1 protein-coding gene is annotated in these 253 nt (G+C 47.8%); it reads left to right on the top strand.

The annotated features are described in order from the left end of the window. Positions 1 to 253, top strand: a 253-nt coding sequence (locus ADH81_RS11270) for a hypothetical protein (RefSeq protein ID WP_049526092.1), incomplete at both ends; no start/stop codon positions are given.

Genomic DNA, 253 nt, shown 5'->3' on the forward strand with positions numbered 1-253 from the left:
ACTTGTTGATGCTGATTCAGATGCTGAGGTCGATGCACTTGTTGACGCTGATTCAGATGCTGATGTCGATGCACTTGTTGATGCTGATTCAGACGCTGAGGTCGATGCACTTGTTGATGCTGACTCAGACGCTGATGTAGACGCGCTTGTGCTTGCTGATTCAGATGCTGAGGTTGATGCACTTGTTGACGCTGATGTTGATGCACTTGTTGATGCTGATTCAGATGCTGATGTCGATGCACTTGTTGACGCT

It is taken from the genome of Streptococcus pseudopneumoniae, from assembly GCF_001072925.1.
GTDB classification, from domain to species: Bacteria; Bacillota; Bacilli; order Lactobacillales; family Streptococcaceae; genus Streptococcus; species Streptococcus pseudopneumoniae_Q.